The sequence below is a fragment of the Tabrizicola sp. YIM 78059 genome, assembly GCF_004959785.1.
In the GTDB taxonomy this organism is placed as follows: Bacteria; Pseudomonadota; Alphaproteobacteria; order Rhodobacterales; family Rhodobacteraceae; genus Tabrizicola; species Tabrizicola caldifontis.
The window spans coordinates 1-22,662 of sequence record NZ_SJZH01000013.1 but is presented as its reverse complement, the minus strand read 5'-3'; the positions used below and the strand labels follow the sequence as shown (position 1 = coordinate 22,662).

The window sequence follows — 22,662 nt, the reverse complement described above, 5'->3', positions numbered from 1 at the left end:
GTCCGTGCCTTGACGCAGGTCAACCGAAGCGCGCCGCAGACAACGCCGCCACCAGATCGTTCCCGATCTCCGGGGTACGGCCGCCGATCAGGTCGGCCGCCAGACGGCTGGCCGCCGGGCAGGTCTGGAAACCATAGCCCCCCTGCCCGGCCAGCCAGAAGAAGCCGGGCTCGCGTGCATCCGGGCCGATCACCAGCACCCGGTCGGGCGCAAAGGTGCGCAAGCCTGCCCAGCTGGAAATCAGCCGTGTCACCGGTTCGGTCACCATCTCCTCATACCGCGCCAGCCCCTCGGCAAGGACCATGTCATCGGCCCAGGCGTCGTGCGGCTCCATCAGATCCTCCTCGGCCGGACTGACGATCAGGGCGCCAGCATCGGGCTTGGCATACCAGTCCTCGCCCGGCCCGAAGATCATCGGCCAGCGGCTGATGTCCTGCCCGCCGGGCGCGGGGATGCGTGCCATCGACCGGCGGAAGGGGGCAAAGCCCAGCGGCCGAACCCCGGCCAGTTTCGCGACCTCGTCCACCCAGGCCCCGGCGGCGTTCACGATCATCCGCGCGGTGAAGCTGCCTGCTGCACTGTCAACGCGCCAGCCGGTGCCCTGTTTCGTGATCGCAGTCACGCGCGCCCTGGTCAGGATCCGCGCGCCCCGCCCCTTCGCCTCGCGCGCGAAGCCCTGCAACAGAAGGTCGGTATCCACATCCTCTGCATGGGCGGCATACCCCGCCAACGCCACCGTATCAGGGTTGAGGATCGGCACGATCGCGCGGGCCTCCTCGACGCTGATCCGGTCGAACTCCATCGCGGCAAGATCCTGCTCGTAGGCCTCGCGCGCCTCGGCCTTGGCCACCAGCAGCAGCCCGCGCGGCGACAGCACCCCCGGCAGGCTGCGGAAATGCGCCTCGGATGCCATCGACAGGGCCACCACCGCCGGCGCCCCGTAACGCGGCTCATACAGCGCGGCCGACCTGCCCGAGGCATGATGCGCCAGCGCATCCTCGCCCTCCAGCACGATGACCGAGCCCATTTCCGACAGCCGCGCCGCCGCCGAGATGCCGGCGATCCCTCCGCCGACGATCAGAAAATCCGCGTCCATGATCCACCTCTCCACAAGAAAGGGCATGGCGAGACCATGCCCTTCTTCCGTTCACAAATATCCCACGGGGGTCCGGGGGTGTGAAACCCCCGGTCCGAACGGTATCACTTGGGAATGTCGCCGACGATCCCTTCGACGTAGAAGCTCATCCCCAGAAGGTCGCCGTCAGGCGCGGTCTCGCCCTCGGCCAGCCAGGGCGAACCGTCCTGCTTGTTGATCGGCCCGGTGAACGGGTGATAGGTGCCAGCAGCGATGGCGTCGCGCATCGCCTCGGCCTCGGCCTTCACCTCGGCCGGAACCTTGTCGGTGATCTCGCCGATCTCGACCTCGCCGCCGGCGATTCCTTCCCAGGCGTCGATCTGTTCGTAGGTGCCATCCATCAGCTGGCCGACGCGCTTGACGTAGTAGGGCGCCCAGTTGTCGATGATCGAGCTGACGCGGGGCCCGTCCTTGTATTCCGCCATGTCGCTGGCCTGACCGAACCCGATCACCGCGCCGTTGGTCTTGGCGGCCTCGGCCAGCGGAGCGGTCGAATCGGTGTGGCTGGCGATCACGTCAACGCCCTGGTCGATCAGCGCCTTGGCGGCGTCGGCCTCCTTGGCCGGGTCGAACCAGGTGAAGGCCCAGACGACCGAAAGCTCGACGTTCGGGTTCGCCTTCTTCGCATGCAGATAGTAGCTGTTGATCCCCATGATCACCTCGGGGATCGGGAACGAGGCGATGTAGCCGATCTTGTTCGACTTCGTCATCTTCCCCGCGATATGGCCCTGCACGGCGCGCCCTTCGTAGAATCGCGCGTTGTAGGTCGAGACGTTCGGATGCTCGCGCTTGTAGCCGGTGGCATGTTCGAACTTGATGTCGGGGAACTTGGCTGCGACGGCATTGGTCGCGTCCATGTAGCCGAACGAGGTGGTGAAGATGATGTTGCACCCCGACAGCGCCATCTGTGTCAGCACACGTTCGGCATCGGCGCCTTCGGGCACGTTTTCCTGCCAGGCGATTTCCACCTTGTCGCCATAGGCTTCCTGAACGGCCAGGGCGCCCTGATGGTGCTGGAAGGTCCAGCCGCCATCACCGATCGGGCCGACATAGACGAAGCAGGCCTTCACCTTGTCCATCCCTTGAGCGAAGGCGCCGCCGCCCAGCGCAAGCCCAAGGCCCAGCGCGGCCGTTGCAAGCAGGTTTCTGCGTTTCATCCTTCCGTTCTCCCCGTTGTGCGGGGGCCCATGCGCCCCCGGATTTGTCAGGCCTCAGCGCGAGGCGTGGAAATTCTGACCCAGGCACGCAGGCGCGTTCAGCGCGGCCTTGCCACGCCCGGATGACATGATCACCAGCACCAGGATGGTTATCAGATACGGCGCCATGGACAAGTATTGCACCGGAATGGCGGAACCCGCGGCCTGAAGGTTCAGCTGCAATACGGTGACCCCGCCGAAAAGATAGGCACCGGCCAGCACCCGCCAGGGCCGCCAGCTGGCGAAGACCACGATCGCCAGGGCAATCCAGCCCGCACCTGCGGTGATCCCGTCGGTCCATTGCGGCACGCGGACCAGACTGATGTAGGCCCCGCCCAGGCCGGCCATCGCCCCGCCGAACAGGATCGCAAGAAACCGGATGCGCGTGACCTTGTAGCCCAGCGCATGCGCCGCCTCGTGGCTTTCGCCCACCGCGCGCAGGATCAGGCCGGCGCGGCTATGGGTCAGCATCCACCAGACCCCCGCCACCAGCAGGATCGAGACATAGACCATCCAGTCATGCGCAAAGAGTGCCCGCCCGAGGAAGGGAATCTCGGCCAGCGGGCCCAGATCCAGCTTTCCGGTCGCGGGCGGCTTGATGCCGACGTAGCCCTGCCCGATCAGGCTGGACAGCCCCAGTCCGAACAGGGTCAGGGCCAGGCCGGTCGCCACCTGATTGGTCAGCAGAAGCTGCGTCAGTACGCCGAAGACCAGTGACAGCGCCAGCGCACCCAGCGCCCCGCCAAGGAAACCGAGCAGGGGGCTGCCGGTCACGACTGCGGTCGCAAAGCCGCAGATCGCCCCCATGATCATCATCCCCTCGACGCCCAGGTTCAGGACACCCGCCTTTTCCGTCACCAGCTCTCCCGTGGCTGCCAGCATGATCGGAACCGAATTCACCATCAGCGCCGCGAGCAGCAGGGCCGGATCAATGCTGCCGAACATCAGGCGGCCTCCCTTTGGGACAGTCGGATGCGATAGTTGGTCAGGATGTCGGTGGCCAGAAGAAAGAACAGCAGCATTCCCTGGAAGGCCTGGATCGCGGCCGAAGGCAGACTCAGCATGAACTGCGCCAGTTCGCCGCCGATGTAGGTCAGCGCCATCAGAAGGCCCGCGAACAGGATGCCCACCGGATTCAGCCGACCAAGAAAGGCCACGATGATCGCGGTGAACCCGTAGCCCGAGGCAAAGTCGATGCTGATCTGGCCTGCCGGTCCGGTCACCTCGAACACCCCTGCAAGACCCGCCAGAAGGCCCGAGACGCCAAGGCAGAAGATCACCAGCCGCGCCGGAGACACACCGGCAAAACGCGCAGCGCGCGGAGCCTGGCCGGCCAGCTTGATCTGGAAACCCAGAAGGTGGCGCTGCAACAGCACATGGCCCGCAATCACCGCCGTGAAGGCCGCGACAACGCCCCAGTGCATGCCCGTGCCCGCAACCATCTCGGGGTTGGCCATGGCGGGGATCTGGCTCAGGTTCCGGCTGCCTGGGAACCCGCCGCCGTCCGGATTGCGCAACGCCCCCAGCGCCATCATCGCCAGGATGTTCTGCGCGACATAGACCAGCAGAAGCGAGACAAGGATCTCGTTGGTGCGGAACACGGTCTTAAGGACCGCCGGGATCATCGCCCAGAGCCAGCCGCCCAAGGCGCCTGCCATCAGCATGGCCGGGAAGATCAGCCGGCTTTCCACCGGATAGACGGCCAGCCCTGCAGCCGCCCCGAAGATCGCACCCATGATGTACTGGCCCTCGGCACCGATGTTCCACACGCCGGCGCGAAAGCCCAGTGACAGGCCGATGGCGATCAGGATCAGCGGCGCCGCCTTTACCAGAAGCTGCGGGCGCGAATAGCTGGCGAATTGCGCGTTGAACAGCGGATCCCAGAAGATCGTGCGGATTGCCTCGACCGGGTTCTTGCCCAGGATCCAGAACATGATCCCGCCCGCGATCATTGTCAGTATCACTGCCAGGAAGGGCGAGGCCTTCTGCCAGAAGGCCGAGGGCGAGGGACGCTTCTCCAGCCTCAGCATGGCGCGGCCCCTCCGCTACCGGGCGCGCCGAAGCAACCCGCGCCTGCCCTCCCCCCGGTGGCGAAGGGATGGGTGGTACCGCCGGGTCGTATCTCAATGGCCATGATGCGCCACCTCCATGCCGTGGGTTCCGCCCATCATCAGCCCGATCTCGTCCACCGTCAGCCCTTCGACCGGCCGTGTCGGGCTCAGCCGGCCGCCGTTCAGCGCGGCAAAGTCGTCGGCGATTTCCAGAAGTTCATCCAGATCCTGGCTGATCACCACCACTGCCGCCCCCGCCGCCGCGCGGTCCAGGATCGCCTGCCGTATCGCCGCGGCCGCTGCCGCATCCACGCCCCAGGTCGGCTGGTTGATGACGATGACCGAAGGCGACTGGCTCAGCTCGCGCCCGACGACGAATTTCTGCAGATTGCCCCCCGACAGCGCCCGCGCCGCGACATGGACGCCGGGCGTCCGCACGTCGAAGGTCTGCACGATCTCTCGGGCAAAGGCCTCGGCCGCAGCCCAGTCGATGAAGCCGCGGTGCGCCAGCCCCCTGCGCACCACGCCCGAAAGCAGCGCGTTCTCCACCAGGCTCATGTCGGGGGCCGCCGCATGGCCCAGCCGTTCCTCTGGCGCGGCCACCAGACCGGCACGCCGGCGGTCGTTCGGCCCCTTGTCGCCCATCTCTGCCCCGTCGATCCTCACTGCCCCGGGCGCGGATTTCAGTTCTCCAGACAGCGCCAGCAGCAGTTCGTCCTGCCCGTTTCCGGCAACCCCGGCGATGCCCAGCACCTCGCCCTTGCGGACGGCGAAGCTGACCTCCTTCAGCGCGGTGCCGAAGGGGATGGGCGAGGCGACCGACAGGCCCTGAACCTCCAGCGCGACCGCGCCCTTGGCCCGGCCGCTGCGCGCAGGTGGGGTCAGGACCGTGCCGACCATCAGTTCCGCCATCTCGCGCGCCGTCTGTTCGCGTGGGATGCAGGTCGCGACCACCTTGCCGCGCCGCAGGATCGTCGCCTCGTCACAGAGCGCGCGGATCTCTTCCAGCTTGTGAGAGATGTAGAGGATGGCCGTTCCTTCGCCGGAAAGCTGCCGCAGCGTCTTGAACAGGATGTCCACCTCCTGCGGGGTCAGCACGCTGGTCGGCTCGTCCATGATCAGAAGCTTCGGATCCTGCAGCAGGCAGCGGATGATCTCGACCCGTTGGCGTTCCCCGGCGGACAGGTCGCCCACCATCCGTGCCGGGTCGAGCGGCAGGCCGTATTCCTCGCTGACTGCCCTGATCCGGCTGGCCAGTTCCCGCATCGGCGGCGGGTTTTCCATGCCCAGTGCCACGTTCTCGGCCACGTTCAGCGCCTCGAAAAGGCTGAAGTGCTGGAAAACCATCGCCACGCCCGCCCGCCGCGCCTCGGCCGGTTTGGCGGGCTGGTAGGGCTGGCCGCGCAGCGTCATCGAGCCGCTGTCGGGGCGGACGAGACCATAGATCATCTTGACCAGCGTTGATTTGCCCGCGCCGTTCTCGCCCAGAAGCGCGTGAACCTCGCCTTCCGATATGGCAAAGGACACGTCGCTGTTGGCCACCACCCCCGGATAGGCCTTGGTCAATCCCTCGACGCGCAGAAGTTCCGTCATGCCCGCATCTCTCCACGTTGCAACGCCGGGGCGCGCAGAAGGTCGGCCACCACACCTACCGCAATCGCCTGCGGATGCTTGCCCAGAGACGGATCGCCGATCGGGCACCTGATCCGGGCTATGGCTGCAGGGTCGTGCCCCAGCGCCGCCAGCCGCAACCGGAATCGTGCCCATTTCGTCGCCGAACCGATGAGCCCGCAGGACTGGAAGCCGCGGTGCAGCAGACGGTGGCACAGTTCCAGGTCAAGCGCATGGGAAAAGGTCAGCACCAGATGCTCGGCCTCTGGCGGGGCATGGTCGGCCAGCAGCGCCGGATCGGCGGCTGGCAGTACCGTCACGCTATCCAGCACCACCTCGGGAAAGCGTTCGGGCGCCACGTCAATCCAGGTGACCGAGATGCCCGGCAGGGGTGCCAGAACGCCGACCAAAGCACGGCCCACATGGCCCGCGCCCCAGACCCAGACCTGCCGCGCCGGGGCCGCCACGGGTTCAACCAGCCAGCCCTGCACCAGGTCGGGCGCCGGTTTCACCCCTTGCCCCCGGGCCGCCGCCATAACCCGCTTCACCGCCAGCGGCATTGCGCCCGGGCCCCGGGCGATCACCCCGGCCATCGGTTCGGGAAGGCGGTCGAAGACTTCGGTCCACAGTGTCACCGCCCCGCCGCAGCACTGGCCAAGCGCGGGGCCGAGCGCGATGCGATTGACCGTGGCCCCCCCACCCCATCCCTCCCCCACGCGGGGGGAGGGAGGCGCAAACCGGGATGCGTTCTGCTGGATTACAGGGCCAACAGGCCCCCTCCCCCCATCGTGGGGAAGGGAGGGTGTGGCGGGGCGGGCCAGCAAGTCCCGCGCCCTTGCCGCCGCCTCATACTCCAGCGCGCCGCCGCCGATGGTGCCCGACTGCCCGCCCGGCCAGACCAGCATCGCCGCGCCCACCTCGCGCGGGCTCGATCCCTCGACCCCCGCGATCACCACCCGGGCGACCCGGCCATGCGCAGCCAGCGCGGCGGACAGGGCGGACAGATCAAACACCTTCCACCCTCCGCACCGCCATCAGCACCCTTTCGGCCGTCGCTGGTGCATCCAGCGCAGGGTAGACCGACCCGTCGCCGCAGGCCGCCACCGCATCCGACAAGGCCATCAGCGCGGAGATACCCAGCATGAACGGGGGTTCGCCCACGGCCTTCGACTTGCCCACCGCATCCTCGCGGTTGGGCTTGCCCCACAGGGCGACGTTGAACACAGGCGGGCGGTCGGAACAGGCCGGGATCTTGTAGGTCGAAGGCGCATGGGTCATCAGGCGCCCCTTGCCATCCCACACAAGTTCCTCGGTCGTCAGCCAGCCGGCGCCCTGGACATAGGCGCCCTCGACCTGGCCAATGTCGATGGCCGGGTTCAGGCTGGTGCCGGTGTCGTGCAGGATGTCGGCGCGCAGGATGCGGTTTTCGCCGGTCAGCCGGTCGATCACCACCTCGGTCACCGCAGCGCCATAGGCGAAATAGAAGAACGGCCGCCCGGTGCCGCGCACGCGGTCCCAGACGATCTTGGGCGTGGCATAGAAGCCGGTAGAGGACAGCGAGATCCGCGCCTGATAGGCCCAGGCGACGACCTGTTCCCAGGAATAGACCTCGCCCGCGACGCGCACCTCGCCGCCGGCGAACTTCACGGCGGCGGGCTTCACCTGATGCTTTTCGGCGATGAACTCGGCCAGCCGGGCGCGGATCGTCTCGGCCGCGGCCTTGGCCGCCATCCCGTTCAGGTCGCTGCCCGAGGAGGCGGCCGTGGCCGAGGTGTTCGGCACCTTGGCGGTATCGGTCGCGGTGATCTTGATCCTCTCCACCTCCAGCCCGAAGACATGGGCCGTCACCTGCGCGACCTTCTGGAACAGTCCCTGGCCCATTTCGGTCCCGCCGTGGTTCAGGGCGATGGAACCGTCCTGATAGACATGCACCAGGGCCCCCGCCTGATTGAGCCAGGTGAGCGTGAAGCTGATCCCGAACTTGACCGGCGTCAGGGCGATGCCGCGCTTCAGGATCGGGCTTTGCCGGTTCCATGCGGCGATCTCGGCCTTTCGGGCGGCGAAGTCGCTGGTCCGCTCCAGTTCCGCCACCAGGTCATGCGCGATAAAATCCTCCACGGCCATGTGATAGGGCGTGGTCTGCACTGGGCGCGCGCCCTGCGGGGCGTAGAAGTTCAGCTTCCGCACGTCCAGCGGGTCGCGCCCGAGGACATGGGCCACATGGTCCATCACCCGCTCGATCCCCACCATGCCCTGCGGCCCGCCAAAGCCTCGGAAGGCGGTTGCGCTTTGGGTGTTGGTCTTCAGCCGGTGGCTTTCGATGCGGACATGGGGCAGGTGATAGCAATTGTCGGCATGCAGCATCGCCCGGTCGGCGACCGGCAGGCTCAGATCCTGGCTCCAGCCGCAGCGGAACAGATGGGTGAACTCCAGCCCCAGGATGCGGCCCGCCTCGTCCACCCCGGCGCGGTAAAGGATGCGCAGGTCGTGCCGCTTGCCGGTGATGACCATGTCGTCATCCCGATCATAGCGCATCCGGCAGGGCCGCCCGGTCGCCCGCGCCGCCACCGCGCAGGCGATGGCCAGCGCATTGCCCTGGCTCTCCTTGCCGCCGAAGCCGCCGCCCATCCGCCGCACCTCGACCCGAACCGAAGACATCGGCAGACCCAGCGCATGCGCCGCCTTGTGCTGCACCTCGGTCGGATGCTGGGTCGAGGAATGGATCACCATGTCCCCGCCTTCCTGCGGAATCGCGGCGGCGACCTGGCCTTCCAGATAGAAATGCTCCTGCCCGCCGACCTCGAAGGCGCCTTCGATGACCCGCGGGGCCGATGCGATCGCCCCTGCCGCATCGCCCTTCTGCCAGATGACCGGCCCCTGCTCGAATCGGCTGTTTGCGGCCAGCGCATCGTCCACCGTCAGAATGGCCGGCAACTCGCGATAGCTTACCTTGCCCAGCCGCGCTGCCTTGCGCGCGGCCAGATGGCTTTCGGCGATGACCAGAAAGACCGGCTGGCCGACGTAATGCACCTTGCCCACCGCCAGAAGCGGCTCGTCATGCGCGGAAGGCGAGCAGTCCGGCATCTCCGGCAGATCCTCGGCCGAAAGGACCGCGACGACGCCCGGCGCGGCGCGGACCGCCGACAGGTCCATCGCGGTGATCTCGCCATGCGCGACAGTGGACAGGCCGAAGGCCAGATGCAGCGCCCCGGCGATCGGCAGATCGTCCACATAGCGCGCCTGGCCCGTCACATGCAGCGGTGCCGCGTCGTGCGGCAGGGGTTTGCCCATGCTCATGGCGCGACCTCCAGCACATGGACCGGCAGACCGTTCAGGTCGTGGAAATAGCGGCGCAGCAGGTTCTGCGCCGTCAGCATCCGGTAGGCCGCACTGGCCCGCATGTCGGTCAGGGGCGTGAAGTCGCCCGCCATGGCCTCGGCGGCCGCCTCGACCGTGGCCTCTGTCCAGGGCCTGCCCAGCAGCGCCGCCTCGGCCAGCGCGGCCCGCTTCGGCACCCCCGCCATGCCGCCAAAGGCGATCCGGGCCGATGTCACCACGCCACCTTCCACGACCACGTTGAAACAGCCGCAGACGGCGCTGATGTCCTGATCGAACCGCTTGGAGATCTTGTAGCAGCGCAGGTTCGGCGCCTGTTCGGGGAAGGACACCCCGGCCACGAACTCCCCCGGGCGCCGGTCCTGCTTGCGATAGTCCAGGAAGAAGTCCTCCAGAGCCATCGACCGCATCTCGTCGCCGCAGCGCAGATGCAGTGTGGCACCCAAGGCGATCAGCGCCGGTGGCCCGTCGCCGATGGGGGATCCGTTGGCGATATTCCCGCCGATGGTGGCGGCGTTGCGGACCTGCTGGCTGGCATATCGCCGCAGAAGCTCGGCGAAGGAGGGCAGCCGCCCGGCCACCGCCGCGCGCAACGCGCTGATCGTCACGCAGGCGCCCACATGCAAATTCCCGCCGCGCGCCTCGATCCCTTGCAGGTCGCTTACGCCGTTCAGGAAGGCCACCGGTTGCAGCTCGCGCAGCTGCTTGGTAACCCATAGGCCGACATCCGTGGCCCCGGCAATCAAGGTCGCCCCGGGATTGGCCAGATACCATTCGGCCAGTTCGTCGCTGTTTTGCGGCTGGAAGGCGCCGGGGGCGCTGCCCCCGGACCCCCGGGATATTTGGGCAGAGAGGAAGGCGCGGTCGGCCTTCATCCAGTCCGGCACCGGGGCGCCCTCAGCCGCCTTCGCGGCGCGGACAATCGGCGCGTAGCCGGTGCAGCGGCAGAGGTTCCCGGCCAGCTGGTCGTCATGGTCCGTGGCCCCGTTCAGATGTGCCACGGCCATGCTGACGACGAACCCCGGCGTGCAGAAGCCGCACTGGCTGCCGTGATGCGCCACCATTGCGGCCTGCACGGGATGCATCTTGACCTTCGGGCCAGAAATGCCCTCGACCGTCCGTACCGCCTTGCCGTCGAGCTGCGGCAGGAACAGGATGCAGGCATTGAGCGCGCGACTGCCGCTGTGGTCTGTGACCATGACCGTGCAGGCGCCGCAGTCGCCCTCGTTGCAACCCTCTTTCGTGCCGGTCAGGCGGCGGCTCTCGCGCAGCCAATCCAGCAGGGTCCGCGTCGGGGGCTCTCCCTCGATGCGCACCGGCGTTCCGTTCAACAGAAACGCTACAGTCATCCGTCAGTCCGCCGCGGTCTCCCCGTTTAGGGCATTTTGCGTGGCCGCCCGATGCGGCGTAAAGCGGCCCACGCGCCCCTTGTTCTGATTGTCTTTGATCAAGCGTTGGCGTCTGATTCAAGGCAAGAACAAACTCTTCGCCAAAAGGCGAAGCTGTTGTAAGGATCTGCCGAAAATTCGGGCGACCTCTGGCCGCAGTGGTGGCCCTGACGCAGGGTAAGGCTTCCCTGACTTCAACACGCGGTGCCGGCATCCTACACGCCGCACACTTGAACTTTCGTATCGGACTTTTTCATGGACCTTGTCGCTCTTCTGAAGTTTTCGCATGTCATTGCCGCCGTCCTCTGGGTCGGCGGCGGTTTTTCCATGATCCTTGCCACCACCCTCATGGCCCGCCATGCCGGCGCCCAGGCGCAGATGGCGGTCGTGCGCGCCGCGGTATTGATGGCCCCGCGCCTGTTCGTCCCGGTCAGCGTGTTCACGCTTGCCTCGGGTGTGGCGCTGCTGTTCCTGGCTGGCTGGGGCTGGCAACCCTTCACCGTCCTCGGCCTGGCCGGGGTCCTGTTCACCGCAGGCTTCGGCGCGATTGTCCTCGGCCCTTCCTGCGAGCGGGCGCTGAAACTGGAGGAAACCGCCGGTCCCGACGCCGCGCTGCCGCTGCTGCGCCGCATACAGCGGCTGGCAGCGATCGACTATGCCATCCAGTTCGCGATCGTCTTCCTGATGGTGGTCAAGCCCGGCTGGCAGGATGTCGGCGTCCTCGCAGGCCTGGCCGTCGTGGTCGCGCTGGCGGCCCTCGCCACGCTGCGCCCGCTGCCGCGCACGGCCTGAGGGGGCTTCCCCCGTCGCGCCGGGCCGGGTAACACTATCCCATGCCCGGCGCGACCCCCCGTTTCATTCATCTGCGCACCCACACCGAACACTCGCTTCTGGAAGGCGCGGTGCCAGTGAAGAAGCTTGTCGGCCTCTGCACGGCACAAGGAATGCCCGCCGTGGCCGTGACCGACACGAACAACATGTTCGCCGCGCTGGAGTTTTCCGTCACAGCCATGGGGGCCGGGGTGCAGCCGATCATTGGCTGCCAGATCTCGGTTGCCCATGACCCCGCCCAGCCGGGCGAGAAACCCCGACCGCCCGCACCCGTCGTCCTTCTGGCCCAGAACGAACAGGGCTACCTGAACCTGATGGCGCTGAACTCGCGGCTCTACATCGACGGGGCGATGACGGGGGCCGCCAACTTGCCCCAGGTGACGTTCGACGAGCTTGCCCGCCATTCCGAAGGCCTGATCTGCCTCAGCGGCGGCCCGGAAGGCCCGCTGGGCCGCTTCCATGCCGCGGGCCAGCAGGCAAAGGCCCGTGCCGTTCTCGAACGCCTCGCCGCGATCTACCCCGACCGCCTTTATGTCGAGCTGCAACGTCACCCCGGCCCGGGCGGCGCGCTGCCGGAAGCCGAAGCGCTGGCCGAACGCGGCGCGGTCGAGCTGGCCTATGACATGGGGCTGCCGCTGGTTGCGACCAATGATGTCTATTTCCCCAAGCCCGACATGTACGAAGCGCATGATGCGCTGATCTGCATCGCCGAGGGCGCCTATGTGGATCAGAGCCAGCCCCGCCGCCGCCTGACCCCGCAGCACTATTTCAAGTCCGAGGCCGAGATGGTCGCGCTGTTCGCCGACCTGCCAGAGGCGCTCGACAACACCGTCGAGATCGCCCGCCGCTGCGCCTATGCTGCCGCGAAGCGCAAGCCGATCCTGCCGCGCTTTGCCGATGACGAGGTGCAGGAACTGCGCCGCCAGGCGAACGAGGGCCTGCAGAAGCGCCTTGCCGTCATTCCCCATTCCGCCACACCCGAGGAATACCAGGCCCGGCTCGACTTCGAGCTGGGAATCATCGAGAAGATGGGCTTTCCCGGCTATTTCCTGATCGTGTCGGATTTCATCAAATGGGCCAAGGACCACGGGATCCCCGTCGGTCCGGGCCGGGGTTCAGGCGCGGGGTCGCTGGTGGCCTACGCGCTGACGATCACCGACCTCGACCCCCTGCGCTATCAGCTGCTGTTCGAACGCTTCCTGAATCCCGAACGGGTCAGCATGCCCGACTTCGACATCGACTTCTGCATGGACCGGCGCGAGGAAGTCATCGCCTATGTCCAGCAGAAGTACGGCCGCGACCGGGTGGCGCAGATCATCACCTTCGGCGCACTTCTGTCCAAGGCGGCAGTTCGCGACGTGGGCCGCGTGCTGCAACTGTCCTATGGGCAGGTGGACAAGCTGTCCAAGATGATCCCGGTCGAAGGGGTGAAGCCGGTCAGCGTCACCAAGGCACTCGCGGACGAGCCCCGCCTGCGCGAGGCCGCGAAAGAGGAAGTCGTCGGCCGCCTGCTTGACTATGCCGCAAAGATCGAGGGGCTGTATCGCAACGCCTCCACCCATGCTGCCGGCGTCGTGATCGGCGACCGCCCGCTTGACCAGCTGGTGCCGCTCTACCGCGACCCGCGGTCGGACATGCCCGCAACCCAGTTCAACATGAAATGGGTCGAAGCCGCGGGTCTGGTGAAGTTCGACTTCCTCGGCCTCAAGACCCTGACCGTGATCCAGAACGCGATGGATCTCTTGAAGCTGCGGGGGATCGAGTTCGACATCAACCTGATCCCGCTCGACGACAAGGCCACCTTCGAGCTTTACGCCTCGGCCCGCACGGTGGCGGTGTTCCAGGTCGAAAGCTCGGGCATGATGGATGCGCTGCGGCGCATGAAACCCACCTGCATCGAGGACATCGTGGCTCTGGTGGCGCTCTATCGCCCGGGCCCGATGGAAAACATCCCGGTCTATTGCGAGGTCAAGAACGGCCTGCGCGAGATTGAATCGATCCACCCGACGATCGACCACATCCTGAAGGAAACACAGGGCATCATCGTCTACCAGGAACAGGTGATGCAGATCGCCCAGGTCATGGCGGGCTACAGCCTGGGCGGCGCCGACCTGTTGCGGCGGGCGATGGGCAAGAAGATCCCCGAGGAAATGGCCAAGGAACGGCCCAAGTTCATCGAGGGCTGCGCAAAGACCCATGGCATCGACGCGAAGAAGGCGGGCGAGGTTTTCGACCTTCTGGAAAAATTCGCCAACTACGGCTTCAACAAGTCGCACGCCGCCGCCTATGCCGTGGTCAGCTACCAGACCGCCTATCTGAAGGCCAACTACCCGGCCGAGTTCATGGCGGCGGTGATGAACTGCGACATCCACCTGACCGACAAGCTTGCGATCTACAAGCGCGAGGTGGACAAGCTGGGGATCAGGACCGTCGCACCCTGCGTCAATGCCAGCCTTGCCACCTTCACCGTGCGCGACGGCGCCATCGTCTATGGCCTCGGCGCGCTGAAGAACGTCGGCGTCGAGGCGATGGACCTGATCGTCAAGGCGCGGGGTGATCGGCCCTTCGCCAGCCTCTTCGACTTCGCCCGCAGGGTGGACCTGAAGCGGATCGGCAAGCGCCCGCTGGAAATGCTGGCCCGCGCGGGCTGTTTCGACGCGCTCGATCGCAACCGCGCGCGCGTGTTCGAGGCGCTGGATGCGCTGGTTGCCTATTCCGCCGCGATCCACGAGGCCGCTGCGTCTTCGCAGGTCTCGCTTTTCGGATCCGCGGGCGCGGACATTCCCGAACCCCGTCTGCCGTTCCGCGACGACTGGCTGCCCACAGAACGGCTGGCCCAGGAACATCAGGCCGTCGGCTTCTATCTGTCGGGCCACCCGCTTGACGACTACATTTCGGCCCTGAAGCGCAAGGGTGTCGAGACGCTTGCCGAAGTCACGGCCAAGGCCGAACGCGGCCCCTGCATCGCCAGGCTGGCCGGGTCGGTCTCGGCACGTCAGGAACGCAAGTCGGCGCGCGGCAACCGCTTTGCATTCGTGCAGCTTTCCGATCCGACCGGGCTTTACGAGGTCACCTGCTTCTCCGAAGTGCTGGAGGCCTCGCGCGATCTTCTGGAACCGGGGCAGAACGTCGTGCTGACGGTAAAGGCCGAACTGGAAGGCGAGACGCTGAAGATTCTTGCCCAGTCCGTTGCGCCCATCGACAGCGTGGCCGCCACCGCCGGCGCACAGGATCTCCGCATCCACCTGGCCCGGCCAGAGGCCGTGCCATCGCTCGCCTCGCTCCTGGCAAGGGTGGAAGGCAGGTCGCGTGCGCAGATCACGCTTTGCATCACCGACGCCGAGGGACGCGAGGTGGATGTGACCCTGCCCGACACCTATCCGGTAACCCCGCAGATCAAGGGGGCGATCAAGGCGATCCAGGGCGTTCTTGCCGTCGAGGAAGTCTGATCGGCCGGAAACGGGCCCGCCATGCGGCCGATCGTCCGAAGCCAGAACCGGCAATGGCCCGCTTCACAGCATCGGGCACCTCATCTAGTCTGCGCGCCGAAGGGGGATCTATGGCCTGGGAATTCTGGATCGACCGCGGCGGCACCTTCACGGATGTCGTCGCCAGGCGCCCGGACGGCGTGCTTGTGACGGCCAAACTCCTGTCGGAGAACCCAGAGCGCTATCGCGATGCCGCCATCCAGGGCATCCGCGATTGTCTGGGCCTGACGGCAGGCCAGCCCATTCCCGATGGCGCAATCGCTGCGGTCAAGATGGGGACGACGGTTGCAACGAATGCCCTTCTGGAACGCAAGGGCGAAAGGGTGCTTCTTCTGGTCACTCAGGGCCTTGCAGACATCCTGCGGATCGGCACGCAGGCGCGCCCCGATCTCTTTGCGCTCGACATCCGCCGTCCCGAACTGCTTTATGAGCGGGTGGCCGAAATCCCAGGACGCCTTGATGCAGAGGGCCGCGAGATCCATCCACTGGACGAGGCCGTCGCACTTGCAGCCCTAAGACAGGCGCATGCCGACGGCATCCGCGCCGTAGCGATTGCCCTCATGCATGGCCATACCAATCCCGCGCATGAGACCCGCCTGGGCGAACTTGCCCGTCAGGTGGGCTTCACCCAGATCTCGCTTTCGCATCGGGTAAGCCGGCTTGCGAAGATCGTTCCCCGTGGCGATACCACCGTGGTGGATGCCTATCTCTCTCCGCTTCTGCGGCGCTATGTGGCCCAGGTGGAAGAGGCTCTCGACATCGGGCGGGCCACTGGGCGGCTGCTTTTCATGCAGTCGAACGGCGGGCTGACCGAGGCGCATCGCTTCCAGGGCAAGGATGCCATCCTTTCGGGGCCGGCAGGCGGCATCGTCGGAATGGTGCAGACCGCGCGCGCGGCCGGGTTCGACCGGCTGATCGGCTTCGACATGGGCGGAACATCGACGGATGTCAGCCATTACGCAGGTGTATATGAACGATCGTTCGAAACAGAGGTCGCTGGCGTGCGGATGCGCGCCCCGATGATGGACATCCACACGGTCGCGGCAGGGGGAGGCTCGATCTGTTCGTTCCGTGACGGGCGTTTCCAGGTCGGGCCGGAAAGCGCTGGGGCCGACCCCGGCCCAGCCTGCTACCGTCGCGGCGGACCACTGACGATCACCGACTGCAACGTGATGCTGGGGCGCCTGTCCCCGGATCATTTCCCTGCCGTCTTCGGCCCCGAGGGCAACCTTCCACTGGATGCAGAGGTGGTTCGGCGCAAGTTCGCAGCCCTGGCCGCCGAGATCGCCGCCGTCACGGGGCGTCTTGACCCGCCCGAGGTGGTGGCCGAGGGGTTCCTGCGCATCGCCATCGACAACATGGCCAATGCGATCCGGAAGATCTCGGTCCAGCGTGGCCATGATGTCACCGGCTACACCCTTCAATGCTTCGGGGGAGCCGGCGGTCAGCATGCCTGCGCCGTGGCCGATGCCCTTGGCATGCGGACGGTATTCCTGCACCCCTTCGCGGGGGTTCTGTCCGCCTTCGGCATGGGGCTTGCCGACCTGCGGGCCCTTCGCGAGGCCCAGTTCGACGCGCCGCTGTCGGAACTTTCCGAAGCGGATCGGCGGATCGCAACCCTGGCAGCGGAAGCTGCGGCCGAGCTTGCCGAGCAGGGCGTGCCGAACCCGAAACTGACGCGCACCGCCTATCTGCGTTACGAGGGGTCGCACCAGTCGCTGCCGGTGCCCTTCGGAACTGCGGCCGAAATGGCAGCGGCATTCACCGCGGCCCACCGGGCGCGCTTCGGGTTCACGATGCCGGGGCGGGCGGTCCTGTTCGAGATGCTGGCGGTCGAGGCCGAGGGCGGCGGTGCCGGGCTTGCCGGCGTGCAGATCGGCACGGATGCGGGCAGGCCTGCGGCGACCCTGCGGCTGTGGGCCGGTGGCTGGCGCGAGGTGCCCCTGTTCCGGCGGGAAGCCTGCGGGACCGAGACCAGGATCGTCGGCCCGGCGGTCATTTCCGAGCCCACCGGCACGATCATCGTCGAACCGGGCTGGGAGGCACAGGTCGATGCGCAGGCCAATCTCGTTATGCGGCGGATCATTGCCCTGGACCGCCCGGCAGCGGCAGGAACCCAGGCAGACCCCGTGCTGCTGGAGGTGTTCAACAACCTTTTCATGTCGATTGCCGACCAGATGGGCGCGACACTGGCGAATACGGCATGGTCGGTCAACATCAAGGAAAGGCTGGATTTTTCCTGTGCCATCTTTGACGCGGCCGGGGATCTTGTCGCCAATGCGCCCCATGTCCCGGTGCATCTGGGCAGCATGTCGCACGCAGTGAAGACGGTGATCGCTGCGGTCGGGGCAACAGCTCGCGAGGGCGACGCCTGGATGCTGAACTCCCCGTGGAACGGGGGAACGCATCTGCCGGATGTCACGGTCATCACGCCGGTCTTTGTCGGGGGCAAGGCTACCTTCTGGCTTGGCTCGCGCGGGCATCATGCGGATATCGGCGGCCGTACCCCGGGATCCGGCCCGCCGGACAGCCGGACGATCGACGAGGAAGGGGTGGTGATCGACCTGTTCCACCTTGTCGAGGCGGGCCGCCTGCGCGAGGATGAAACCCGTGCGCTGCTTTCCGGCGGTCGCTGGCCGTGCAGATCCATCGACCAGAACATGGCCGACCTTGCGGCGCAGGTCGCCGCGAACGAGACCGGCCGGCGCGAATTGCTTCGGGTCGTCGCAGTACACGGGGCAGAGGTGGTTGCGGCCTACATGGCCCATGTGCAGAAGAACGCCGAGGAAAGCGTGCGCGCCGTCATCGACCGGCTTAACGATGGGGCGTTCACGTATGAGATGGATATCGGAACGATCATTCGCGTCAGTGTCCGGGTGGATCGGCGGAACCGGTCGGCCATCATCGACTTTTCCGGCACCAGCCCGCAGCATTCCGGCAACTACAATGCGCCGCAAGCCGTCACCCGGGCAGTCGTGCTCTACGTGTTCCGCACGCTGGTCGGAAAGGCGATTCCCCTGAACGAGGGTTGCCTGAAGCCGCTGACGATCATCGTGCCCGAAGGCAGCCTTCTGAACCCCCGCCCGCCCGCCGCGGTGATCGCTGGCAATACCGAGGTCAGCCAATCGGCCTGCAACGCGCTTTACGGTGCGCTGGGTGTGGTCGCCGCGGCGCAGGGCACGATGAACAACTTCATCTGGGGCAACGCGCAGTTCCAGAACTATGAAACGATTGCAGGCGGCACCGGGGCGGGCCCCGGCTTCGACGGCTGCGACGCGGTGCAAAGCCACATGACGAACACCCGGATGACAGACCCCGAGGTGCTGGAGCAGCGTTTTCCCGTGCGGCTGGAGGAATTCTCGATCCGGCGGGGCTCGGGCGGCGCGGGCAGATGGCGCGGCGGAGACGGCGCGGTGCGGCGGTTGCGCTTCCTTGCCCCGGTCACGGTGACCACGCTTTGTGGCAGCCGTCGTGTTCCGCCCTTCGGCATGCAGGGGGGCCGCCCTGGCGCAGTGGGCGAGAACCTGGTGCACTGGCCGGACGGGCGGGTCGAACGGCTGGAGGGCAACGACGAACGCGACCTGCCTCCGGGCGCCGTGTTCGAGATGCGAACCCCCGGCGGTGGCGGCTGGGGTTGACCTGCGTCATTGCGCCGTGACCTGCGCATGCCCATATCAGGCGTCCAGCGGATGGAGGGCAGGATGCTGAACGCGAAGTCATTGCTTGATTCCCTTCTGGCCGGCGTGAACCAGACAGCCGGGGGCCAGGGTGCCAGGGGTCTTGCCGACAAGGCAAAGGAGGCCTGGAACAACCAGTCGGCCCTTGGCAAGGGCGCGATTGCCGGGGGCCTGCTTGGGGTCTTGCTCACCTCGGGCGGGCGGCGGTTGCTGGGCACGGGGCTGAAGATCGGCGGCATGGCTGCGATCGGCGGTCTGGCCTACAAGGCCTATGAGGACTGGAAAAAGGACCAGGGGGCTACAGCCCTGCCCCCCCCGGAGCAGACGGATTTTCTGCCGTCCGACGCCGCGCGTGCCGACGAGATGGCGACGCATCTCTTGCAGGCGATGATCGCGGCCGCGAAGGCTGACGGCCATGTGACAGCGGAAGAGCGGGCAAGGATCGACGCGCAGCTGGAAAACCTCGGACTGGAGGGCGAAGCTGCGGCGTTGATCGCGGCGGAACTTGACGCGCCACTGGATGTGGGCCGGATCGCCGCGCTTGCCACCAGCGAGGCCGAGGCGGCACAGATCTATGCTGCCTCTCTTCTGGCCGTGGACCCGGAGGCGCCGGCTGAAAAGGGCTATCTGGCGATGCTGGCCGCGCGACTGAAGCTTGACCCTGCGCTGGTCGAACGGCTGCATGTCCAGGCGGCGCGGGTGGAATGATCCGGCCAGCAGGCCGCGTTCGTCACGGTGGGGACAGGGAAGACCGCCGCAACGCTGGATGAGCGGGCGCTAGGGCCTGACGCCGCCTGTTGCCTCGGTGACCCGGTCGGCAGCGGCCATGACAAGGGCGCCAATCCGTGCAGCGTCAGACAGACCCACCCGGAAGGCCGGGCCCGATACCGAAAGGCCCGCCACGGGTTCCCCGTACGCATTGAAGATCGGGGCCGCGATGCAGCGCATGCCTTCGGCGCGTTCCTGATCGTCAATGGCAAATCCGCGCTCGCGCGTGCGGGCAAGATCACGCATCAGCGCCGTTTCGCTGGTGATGGTCAGGGTCGTGAATTTTTGCAGGCCTTGCCTCAGGATGATCGACTGCACCCGGTCCTCTGGATACCAGGCCAGAAGCGCCTTGCCGATGCCGCTGGAATGCATCGGACCCTTGGTGCCGGGCGGGAAGAAGGCGCGGATAGCCTCGTGCGTTTCGACCTGCGCAAGGAACAGCACCTCGCCCCGCACTTCCACCCCGAGATTTGCCGTCTCGCCGGTTTCGCGCATCAGCGCATCCATCGGCTGACGCGCCCGCTCCACGACCTTGGTCCGCCTCAGGAAGGCGGTCCCGATCCGGAAGGCGCCTGACCCGATGTGCCAGAGCTGGCCCGGCTCCTCGACCTCGACCATGCCGTGGGCCTGCAAGGTCTGCATGGCGCGAAAGGTGGTGGCCACGGCCTGGCCGGTTTCCTCTGCGAGGTCCGAAAGGGTGCGGCCCGGCGAGCGGGCGAGATGCTCCAGAATGTGCAGCGCCCGGTCCAGCGCCTGCACGGTGTTCTGGTCGGTCTTGTCGTGAAAAGCCTTCGGCCGGCCACGCGCCTTCTGCGCCATGTGCCTGATCCTTTCCCGGTGAAAAATCACAAGTGTCTGTAGCACATGCAAAATAGCCCAGACTTCATGAAATGAAAAATCATTTCGAAAAAATTGTCCTGCAATGGCCGCCGGCGTAGGGTCAAACCATCGCTCAAGGGAGAACCCCAGATGTCATTCCAGAACCCGGTCTTCATTCCCGGCCCGACGAATATTCCCGACAGCATCCGCAAGGCCTGCGACATGCCCACGCTTGACCACCGCAGCCCTGCCTTCGCACGGCTGTTCCGTCCGGCGGTCGAGGGCGTGCGGCGCGTGCTGAAGATGGCAGAGGGCGAGGTGGTCCTGATCCCCTCCACCGGGACCGGCGGCTGGGAGTCGGCGATCAGCAACACGCTTTCACCTGGCGACACGGTGCTTGCGGCGCGATTCGGCATGTTCAGCCACCGCTGGATCGACCTTTGCCAACGCCATGGGCTGAACGTGCGGGTCATCGACAGCCCGTGGGGCGAAGGCGCCCCGCTGGCCGCCATCGAGGCCGCGCTGCGGGCAGATGCGGAAGGCACGATCAAGGCGGTCCTGGCCACCCACAACGAAACGGCGACGGGCGTGAAATCCGACATCGCCGGCATCCGCCGGGCGCTGGATGCTGCGGGTCACCCGGCCATGCTGTTCGTGGACGGGGTGTCCTCCATCGCCTCGATGCCGTTCGACTTTGCCGATTGGGGCGTCGATATCGCCGTGGCGGGCAGCCAGAAGGGGTTCATGCTTCCTGCGGGTCTGGCGATCATCGGCATATCGCCCAAGGCCATCGCTGCGACCAAGACGGCACGCCTGCCGCGGACCTTCTTCGACTTCGGCGATATGCTGACATCCTATGCGGGGGGTGGCTATCCCTACACGCCGGCAGTCGGGCTGATCGCCGGCCTGGCCCATGCGATCGACCTGCTCGAGGCCGAAGGGCTGGACAACGTCCATGCCCGCCACACCCGCCTTGCCGAAGGCGTGCGCCGCGCGGTTCTGGCCTGGGGCATGACACCCTTTGCCGCCTCGCCGGATCTTTATTCCGACACCGTGACTGCAGTCAGGGTGCCGCCGGGATGCAACGGCACCGAGCTCGTTCAGCTTGCCGCGGCGAAATACGGCGTGGCCTTTGGCGTCGGTCTGGGCGAGGTGGCCGGAAAGGTGTTTCGCATCGGACATCTGGGAATGCTGACGGAGGCGATGGTGCTGTCAGGCCTTGCCGTGGCCGAGATGTGCATGGCCGATCTGGGCTGGCCGGTGAAGCTGGGGTCGGGCGTTGCCGCGGCGCAGGAGTTCTATCGCGGCAGCGTACCCGCACTGGCACTGGCGGCGGAGTAGGACGGTGAAGGACATGGCCTTGATACGGCTGCCGGGCTTTGACGACGTTCTGGCCTCCCACGCCCGCATCGCGCCCCATGTTCACCGTACCCCGGTTCTGACCTGCAGCCATTTCGCCGAGCTTTCGGGGGCAGAACTGTTTTTCAAGTGCGAGAACTTCCAGAAGGCCGGGGCCTTCAAGGTGCGCGGGGCGTGCAACGCCGTCTTCGGGCTGACCGCAGAACAGGCCCAGCGAGGGGTCTGCACCCACTCTTCGGGGAACCACGCGCTGTCGCTGTCCTATGCCGCGGCCCGCCGGGGTATCCCCTGCCCCGTCGTGATGCCCCGCACCGCGCCGCAGGCAAAGAAGGATGCCGTGCGCGGCTATGGCGGCATGATCACCGAATGCGACCGCTCGACCAGCAGCCGCGAGGCGATCTTTGCCAAGGTTCAGGCGCAGACGGGTGCAGAATTCGTGCACCCCTACAACGACCCGCGCGTGATCGCCGGGCAGGCCACCTGTGCGCGCGAACTTCTTGAACAGGTTGACGGGCTCGATGCCATCATCGCCCCCATAAGGGATGGCGGGATGGTCAGCAGCACCTGCCTTGCCGTGTCATCCATCGCCCCCGGCGTAGATATCTTTGCCACAGAACCGAAGGATGCTGACGGCACCTTTCGTAGCTTCCGTACGGGCCGGATTCACGCCGACGACGCGCCGGAAACCGTGGCTGACGGATTGAAGGTTCCGCTGAAGGATCTGACCTGGCACTTCGTTTCCCGGCACGTCACGGACATCTTCACCGCAACCGAAGAGCAGATCATCGCGGCGATGAAGCTGACCTGGAAGCGGATGAAGATCGTGCTGGAACCCTCCTGCGCCGTGCCGCTGGCCACCATCCTTGCCAACCCCGCGGCCTTCAGGGGACGCAGGGTGGGCGTCATCATCACCGGCGGCAATGTGGACCCCGACAAGCTGCCCTGGATGAAGGACCAGGGTCGGTTTGCATTTGGGGATTCCCGTTTGTCGTGAGTTCTGCTT

At 66.6% G+C, this 22,662-nt stretch carries 15 protein-coding genes; 6 read left to right on the top strand and 9 right to left on the bottom strand.

Annotated elements, in window-relative coordinates; translation table 11 throughout:
* Positions 1 to 19: 19 nt before the first annotated feature.
* The 8 genes from EZM81_RS14910 to xdhA all read right to left on the bottom strand — a co-directional run bounded on the left by EZM81_RS14910 (position 20) and on the right by xdhA (position 10,678).
* Entirely contained in the window at positions 20 to 1,096 is a 1,077-nt protein-coding gene (locus EZM81_RS14910) for an FAD-binding oxidoreductase (protein WP_135448408.1), read from the bottom strand.
* A gap of 104 nt (positions 1,097 to 1,200) precedes the next feature.
* Complete coding sequence (locus EZM81_RS14905; RefSeq protein ID WP_135448410.1) at positions 1,201 to 2,292, bottom strand: BMP family ABC transporter substrate-binding protein; 1,092 nt, start codon at positions 2,290 to 2,292, stop codon at positions 1,201 to 1,203.
* A gap of 54 nt (positions 2,293 to 2,346) precedes the next feature.
* A complete protein-coding gene (locus EZM81_RS14900) occupies positions 2,347 to 3,276 on the bottom strand; it encodes an ABC transporter permease (protein WP_136646258.1) in 930 nt (309 codons plus the stop codon).
* Positions 3,276 to 4,361, bottom strand: coding sequence for an ABC transporter permease (locus EZM81_RS14895; protein WP_136646257.1), 1,086 nt, complete (start codon positions 4,359 to 4,361; stop codon positions 3,276 to 3,278). Before EZM81_RS14895 ends, EZM81_RS14900 begins: the two co-directional genes overlap by 1 nt.
* 93 nt (positions 4,362 to 4,454) lie before the next feature.
* Complete coding sequence (locus EZM81_RS14890; RefSeq protein WP_136646256.1) at positions 4,455 to 5,975, bottom strand: ABC transporter ATP-binding protein; 1,521 nt, start codon at positions 5,973 to 5,975, stop codon at positions 4,455 to 4,457.
* Complete coding sequence (xdhC, locus tag EZM81_RS14885; protein WP_136646255.1) at positions 5,972 to 7,006, bottom strand: xanthine dehydrogenase accessory protein XdhC; 1,035 nt, start codon at positions 7,004 to 7,006, stop codon at positions 5,972 to 5,974. The genes EZM81_RS14890 and xdhC overlap by 4 nt, the downstream gene beginning before the upstream one ends.
* Positions 6,999 to 9,290, bottom strand: coding sequence for a xanthine dehydrogenase molybdopterin binding subunit (gene xdhB / locus EZM81_RS14880; protein ID WP_136646254.1), 2,292 nt, complete (start codon positions 9,288 to 9,290; stop codon positions 6,999 to 7,001). The genes xdhC and xdhB overlap by 8 nt, the downstream gene beginning before the upstream one ends.
* Entirely contained in the window at positions 9,287 to 10,678 is a 1,392-nt protein-coding gene (xdhA, locus tag EZM81_RS14875; protein WP_136646253.1) for a xanthine dehydrogenase small subunit, read from the bottom strand. Before xdhA ends, xdhB begins: the two co-directional genes overlap by 4 nt.
* 294 nt (positions 10,679 to 10,972) lie before the next feature.
* On the opposite strand from xdhA, the gene EZM81_RS14870 reads away from it, so the two are divergent.
* The 4 genes from EZM81_RS14870 (at position 10,973) to EZM81_RS14855 (ending at position 19,421) form a co-directional block, all read left to right on the top strand.
* Positions 10,973 to 11,509, top strand: a complete 537-nt coding sequence (locus EZM81_RS14870; RefSeq protein WP_135448426.1) for a DUF2269 family protein — start codon at positions 10,973 to 10,975, stop codon at positions 11,507 to 11,509.
* Between the two features lie 41 nt (positions 11,510 to 11,550).
* Positions 11,551 to 14,997 (top strand): DNA polymerase III subunit alpha, encoded by a 3,447-nt coding sequence (gene dnaE, locus EZM81_RS14865; protein ID WP_136646252.1) that lies wholly within the window; start codon positions 11,551 to 11,553, stop codon positions 14,995 to 14,997.
* 110 nt (positions 14,998 to 15,107) lie between these two features.
* Positions 15,108 to 18,674, top strand: coding sequence for a hydantoinase B/oxoprolinase family protein (locus EZM81_RS14860; protein WP_136646251.1), 3,567 nt, complete (start codon positions 15,108 to 15,110; stop codon positions 18,672 to 18,674).
* A gap of 63 nt (positions 18,675 to 18,737) precedes the next feature.
* Entirely contained in the window at positions 18,738 to 19,421 is a 684-nt protein-coding gene (locus EZM81_RS14855; protein ID WP_167850915.1) for a tellurite resistance TerB family protein, read from the top strand.
* A 69-nt stretch (positions 19,422 to 19,490) separates the two neighbouring features.
* Here the strand turns inward: EZM81_RS14855 and bhcR are convergent, their stop codons facing one another.
* Complete coding sequence (gene bhcR, locus EZM81_RS14850; protein WP_136646249.1) at positions 19,491 to 20,300, bottom strand: HTH-type transcriptional regulator BhcR; 810 nt, start codon at positions 20,298 to 20,300, stop codon at positions 19,491 to 19,493.
* Positions 20,301 to 20,450: 150 nt separating this feature from the next.
* Between bhcR and bhcA the strand changes: the two genes are divergently transcribed.
* Positions 20,451 to 21,641: an L-aspartate--glyoxylate aminotransferase BhcA gene (gene bhcA, locus EZM81_RS14845; protein ID WP_136646248.1), complete on the top strand. Its 1,191-nt coding sequence runs from the start codon at positions 20,451 to 20,453 to the stop codon at positions 21,639 to 21,641.
* Between the two features lie 13 nt (positions 21,642 to 21,654).
* On the top strand, positions 21,655 to 22,653 hold the full coding sequence (gene bhcB / locus EZM81_RS14840; protein WP_136646247.1) for a beta-hydroxyaspartate dehydratase BhcB: 999 nt from the start codon (positions 21,655 to 21,657) through the stop codon (positions 22,651 to 22,653).
* The last annotated feature ends 9 nt before the right edge of the window (positions 22,654 to 22,662 follow it).

Coding starts and splice junctions, on each gene's coding strand:
- EZM81_RS14860 (WP_136646251.1), top strand. CDS start 15,108: ATGGCCTGGGAATTCTGGATCGACCGCGGCGGCACCTTCACGGATGTC.
- EZM81_RS14870 (WP_135448426.1), top strand. CDS start 10,973: ATGGACCTTGTCGCTCTTCTGAAGTTTTCGCATGTCATTGCCGCCGTC.
- xdhB (WP_136646254.1), bottom strand. CDS start 9,290: ATGAGCATGGGCAAACCCCTGCCGCACGACGCGGCACCGCTGCATGTG.
- EZM81_RS14905 (WP_135448410.1), bottom strand. CDS start 2,292: ATGAAACGCAGAAACCTGCTTGCAACGGCCGCGCTGGGCCTTGGGCTT.
- EZM81_RS14910 (WP_135448408.1), bottom strand. CDS start 1,096: ATGGACGCGGATTTTCTGATCGTCGGCGGAGGGATCGCCGGCATCTCG.
- bhcB (WP_136646247.1), top strand. CDS start 21,655: ATGGCCTTGATACGGCTGCCGGGCTTTGACGACGTTCTGGCCTCCCAC.
- xdhA (WP_136646253.1), bottom strand. CDS start 10,678: ATGACTGTAGCGTTTCTGTTGAACGGAACGCCGGTGCGCATCGAGGGA.
- bhcA (WP_136646248.1), top strand. CDS start 20,451: ATGTCATTCCAGAACCCGGTCTTCATTCCCGGCCCGACGAATATTCCC.
- EZM81_RS14895 (WP_136646257.1), bottom strand. CDS start 4,361: ATGCTGAGGCTGGAGAAGCGTCCCTCGCCCTCGGCCTTCTGGCAGAAG.
- bhcR (WP_136646249.1), bottom strand. CDS start 20,300: ATGGCGCAGAAGGCGCGTGGCCGGCCGAAGGCTTTTCACGACAAGACC.
- dnaE (WP_136646252.1), top strand. CDS start 11,551: ATGCCCGGCGCGACCCCCCGTTTCATTCATCTGCGCACCCACACCGAA.
- EZM81_RS14890 (WP_136646256.1), bottom strand. CDS start 5,975: ATGACGGAACTTCTGCGCGTCGAGGGATTGACCAAGGCCTATCCGGGG.
- EZM81_RS14855 (WP_167850915.1), top strand. CDS start 18,738: ATGCTGAACGCGAAGTCATTGCTTGATTCCCTTCTGGCCGGCGTGAAC.
- EZM81_RS14900 (WP_136646258.1), bottom strand. CDS start 3,276: ATGTTCGGCAGCATTGATCCGGCCCTGCTGCTCGCGGCGCTGATGGTG.